The 4,521-nt window shown below is 68.3% G+C and carries 5 protein-coding genes; all 5 read left to right on the forward strand.

Annotation, left to right across the window (positions count from 1 at the left end):
- On the forward strand, window positions 1-517 hold a 517-nt coding region (locus VTU_RS0104530; RefSeq protein WP_010101273.1), incomplete at its 5' end, for a TatD family hydrolase.
- 81 nt (window positions 518-598) lie between these two features.
- Window positions 599-1,186, forward strand: coding sequence for a DNA-deoxyinosine glycosylase (locus VTU_RS0104535; RefSeq protein ID WP_029554108.1), 588 nt, complete (start codon window positions 599-601; stop codon window positions 1,184-1,186).
- A gap of 25 nt (window positions 1,187-1,211) precedes the next feature.
- Window positions 1,212-1,979, forward strand: coding sequence for a class I SAM-dependent methyltransferase (locus VTU_RS0104540; protein WP_010101275.1), 768 nt, complete (start codon window positions 1,212-1,214; stop codon window positions 1,977-1,979).
- 80 nt (window positions 1,980-2,059) lie between these two features.
- On the forward strand, window positions 2,060-3,862 hold the full coding sequence (tfpB, locus tag VTU_RS0104545) for a type IV pilus assembly ATPase TfpB (protein ID WP_010101277.1): 1,803 nt from the start codon (window positions 2,060-2,062) through the stop codon (window positions 3,860-3,862).
- A 120-nt stretch (window positions 3,863-3,982) separates the two neighbouring features.
- A complete protein-coding gene (locus VTU_RS0104550; protein WP_010101278.1) occupies window positions 3,983-4,471 on the forward strand; it encodes a tripartite tricarboxylate transporter TctB family protein in 489 nt (162 codons plus the stop codon).
- The last annotated feature ends 50 nt before the right edge of the window (window positions 4,472-4,521 follow it).

Raw genomic sequence — 4,521 nt, forward strand, 5'->3', positions numbered from 1 at the left:
CTTCGTCCCCGACCCGGACCCCGGGCGGCAGGAGCGCTTCTACCGGGAGCAGCTGCGGCTCGCGCGCCGCTTCGGGTTGCCGGTGATCCTGCATGTGCGCCGCTCGGCCGACGAATTGCTCAAAGGGCTGCGCGCGCTGCCGGTGCCGGGCGGGATTGCGCATGCGTTCAACGGCAGCTTGCAGCAGGCGCGGGCGTTCCTGGCGCTGGGTTTCAAGCTCGGCTTCGGGGGCGCGCTGACCTACGACCGGGCGCTGCAGCTGCGCCGCCTCGCGGCCGAATTGCCCGCAGACGCGCTGGTGCTGGAAACCGACGCGCCCGACATTCCCCCGCACTGGCTCTACGTCAGCGCCGCGCAGCGCGCGCAGGGCCGACCCCAGGGACGCAATGCGCCCCGGGAGCTGCCGCGCATCGCCGCCGTGCTGGCGCAGCTGCGCGGCCAGCCGCCGGAGTCGCTCGCCGAAAGCAGCAGCGCGAATGCGCTCGCCGCGCTTCCCCGGTTACGGGCGCTGGTCTAGGGCGGTGCACGGCGCACGGGCAAGCGACTGTTTTTCTGCATCCTGCAAGGCCCGGGCGCGGTTTCGGGCCAGAATAGGCGGATGCCAGAAGCCATAGCCACCGGAGCGACGCCGGCGTCCCTTCCTCTCCCAGCCCGGGGGCTGCGTCTGCACGGCCTGCCTGCGGTGGTCTCTGCGCAGACGGTGGTGCTGGTCCTGGGCAGCTTTCCGGGCGCTGCGTCGCTGCGCGCCGGCGCGTACTACGCGCATCCGCAGAACCATTTCTGGAAGATTCTTCAGGCCCTGTGGCCGCAGCATCCCCTGCCGCCCGACTATCCGGCCCGCTGCGCGTGGCTGCTGGCGCGCGGCTTGGGCCTGTGGGACGTGTACGCCAGCTGCGAACGCGCGGGCAGTCTGGACAGCAGCATTCGCCACCCCCGGGTAAACGACTTTTCCCGCCTGCATGGCGGCTGTCCCCGGCTCGCCGCCGTTGCCCACAATGGGGCCGAGAGCTTCCGGCATTCCCGGGCGGTGCTGGACGGTCTGGATGCGGGCCGGGCGGGCGGTCCCCCCGGTGCGGCGGTGGCGGCGGTCCGGCTGCCGTCGAGCAGCCCGGCGAATGCCTCCTGGAGTTTCGCGCGCAAGCTGGCGGCCTGGGCGGCGCTGATGTCGGCCCAGCGTTTGCTGTGACGGCTTGGACTGATTTGCTGTTTGCATGATGCACAAGAAAAATCCCTTCGCCACCACCTTGCCCGAGGTCAGCGTTTCTGACGACGGCACAGTGCGCCACCTGCATCTGGGCAGCCCCTGGATCCAGGGTTCCATGCGCATCGCCGAGCCGTTCGCGCTGAGTCTGGAGTACGTGCAGCGCATGATGGTCTGGCTGCTGTTCGCCGAGCCGGCGCAGGTCTGCCGGGGCCACGCCATGCAACTGGGCCTGGGGGCCGGCGCGATCACCAAGTTCTGCCACAAGAGGCTGCGCCTGCGCAGCACCGCCATCGAGCTGAACCCGCAGGTGCTGGCGGTGTGCCGGCAGTGGTTCAAGCTGCCCCCCGACGGGCCCCGGCTGCGGGTGGTTCTTGCCGACGCGGCGCAGGAAATCCGCCACCCCATATGGCAAGGCAGCGTGGACGCGCTGGCCGTGGACCTGTACGACCAGGAGGCCGCGGCGCCGGTGCTCGACAGCCCGGATTTCTACGCCGATTGCCGCGCGCTGCTGACCGAAACGGGCTGTATGACGGTGAATCTGTTTGGCCGCGAAGCGCTGGCCGAGCGCAGCCTGGAAGGCATGGCGCAGGCGTTTGGCGAGCGGGCGCTCTGGGCCTTCGAGCCCACGCGCGAAGGCAACACGGTGGTGCTGGCCCAGCGCAGCCCCATGCGACCCGGGCACGCAGAACTGCTCGGGCGCGCCGAGGTCGTCCGGGCGCGCTGGGGTCTGCCCGCGACCAAGTGGCTGCGGGTGTTCAAGCCCGTGGCGGCGTGACCGAAAACATGCATGGAGCGCGCAATGCATCCGGCCCCGCCGTCTGCGCTGCCCGTGGCGCCTTCTGAAAGGTTTTTTTGATGCCTGTTCCTGCCGGCTCCCCGGGCTCCGCGTCCCGTGCCACGGCGGCAGCTCCCGTCGGCCCGATCGACTGGCGCCGCCTGGTGCAGTGGCTCAGCGAAGACCACGTCATCTCGCGCGCGGAGGCGAGTCGCACCATCGCCCGCTGCTCGCAGGCCGAGAGCTCGCAGCACGCGCTGGTGCGGCTCGCCAGCGTCGCCATGGAGCGCTCCAGCGACGGCAAGCCGCTGGACATCGAGGCGTTGACCGAATACCTCGCCAAGCGGGCGGGGCTGTCGTATCTGCGCATCGATCCGCTGAAGGTCGACGTGGGCCGTGTCGCCGACACCATGAGCGCCACCTACGCCGAGCGCCACAAGGTGTTGCCGGTGCAGGTCACGGCCAGCGAGGTGGTGGTGGCCACGGCCGAGCCCTTCATCGAAGACTGGGTGGCCGAGGTCGAGCGCCAGTCGCGCCGCGCGGTGCGGCGCGTGGTGTCCAACCCCCAGGACATCCACCGTTTCACGGCCGAGTTCTTTGCGCTCGCCAAGTCGGTGCGCGCCGCGCAGAAGGCCGGGGGCAGCGCGGGCGGCAGCAGCTTCGAGCAGTTGGTGGAACTGGGCAAGAGCAACAAGCAGCTCGACGCCAACGACCAGGGCGTGGTCCGGGTGGTCGACTGGCTCTGGCAGTACGCCTTTGACCAGCGCGCGAGCGACATCCACCTGGAGCCGCGCCGTGACCAGGGCGTGATCCGGTTTCGCATCGACGGCGTTCTGCACCCGGTGTATCAGCTGCCCATGGGCGTGCACAACGCCATGGTCGCGCGCATCAAGCTGCTGGGCCGCATCGACGTGGTGGAAAAGCGTCGCCCGCAGGACGGCCGCATCAAGACGCGCAACCAGCGCGGCGAGGAGGTGGAAATGCGTTTGTCCACGCTGCCCACCGCGTTTGGCGAGAAGATGGTGATGCGCATCTTCGACCCGGACAACGCCGTCAAGGACCTGGACGCGCTGGGCTTTGCGCAGCATGACGCGCAGCGCTGGGAGGCCCTGGCCAAGCACCAGCACGGAATCATCCTGGTGACCGGACCCACCGGATCGGGCAAGACCACCACGCTGTACTCCACCATGAAACGCATGGCGACCGAGGAGGTGAACGTCAGCACGGTGGAAGACCCCATCGAAATGATCGAACCCAGCTTCAACCAGACGCAGGTCCAGCCGCAGCTCGACTTCAACTTCGCCGAGGGACTGCGCGCGCTCATGCGCCAGGACCCGGACATCATCATGGTCGGCGAAATCCGGGATCTGGAAACCGCAGCAATGGCCATACAGGCGGCGCTCACGGGCCACCTGGTGTTCTCCACCCTGCACACCAACGACGCGCCTTCGGCGATCACCCGCATGCTCGAACTGGGCATTGCGCCCTATCTCATCAACGCCACCCTGCTCGGCGTGTTGGCCCAGCGGTTGGTGCGCACGCTGTGCCTGCAGTGCAAGCAGAAGGACGGGGAGGCAACGCGCGAGGCGCTGGTGCAGGCCGTCCGGCCCTGGACGATCAACGGCGCCTACCAGCCCTATAAACCCGTGGGCTGCGTGGACTGTCGCATGGGGGGCTTTCGCGGGCGCACGGGCCTGTACGAGCTGCTCACGGTGAGCGCGGCGCTCAAGGAGAGGATCAACCAGGCGCCCTCCATCGACACGCTGCGCCGCCAAGCCGTGCAGGACGGCATGCGCCCGCTGCGCCTGGCGGGCGCGCTGCGCGTGGCCGATGGCCTGACGACCATGGACGAGGTGATTGCGGCAACACCACCGCTGGAATGACGCGGCATCAGAAAGGCACCTGGGCAATGCCCGTTACCGGATGTAGGTGAAATCCACATCGGCACGCGCCGCGCTTGCGCTCACAATCGCGGGGGCAAAATTCCGCCAAGGAGACGTTTCATGAAAATCAAAAGCCAGAAAGACTTTTTTGCCGGCCTCATGTTCCTGGGGGTAGGTACGGCGTTCGCGTGGGGCGCCACCACGTACAACGTGGGCAGCGGCTCGCACATGGGGCCGGGCTACTTCCCGCTGTTGCTGGGAATCCTGCTGGCCCTCATCGGCGCCGTGATCACCTTCAAGGCCACCACCGTGGAAACGCCGGATGGCGAGCGCATCGGCCAATGGGCCTGGAGGCCGCTGTTCTTCATCCTCGCGGCGAACTTTGCCTTCGGCATTCTGCTCGGGGGGCTGCCGAGCCTGGGAATTCCGGCGCTGGGCCTGATCGCCGGCATCTACGCGCTGACCTTCATCTCCAGCCTCGCGGGCAGCGAATTCAGCGCCCGGGCGGTGTTCGTTCTGGCCACGGTGCTGGCCATCGGCAGCTATGTGGCATTCGTCTGGACGCTCAAGCTGCAGTTCCCCGTGTGGCCGAGTTTCATCACGGCCTGAGCGGGAGTACCGACCATGGATCTCTTCGACCATCTGGCGCTCGGTTTTGG

Origin of the sequence: Verminephrobacter aporrectodeae subsp. tuberculatae At4, from assembly GCF_000193225.1 — a bacterium.
GTDB classification, from domain to species: Bacteria; Pseudomonadota; Gammaproteobacteria; order Burkholderiales; family Burkholderiaceae_C; genus Acidovorax; species Acidovorax aporrectodeae.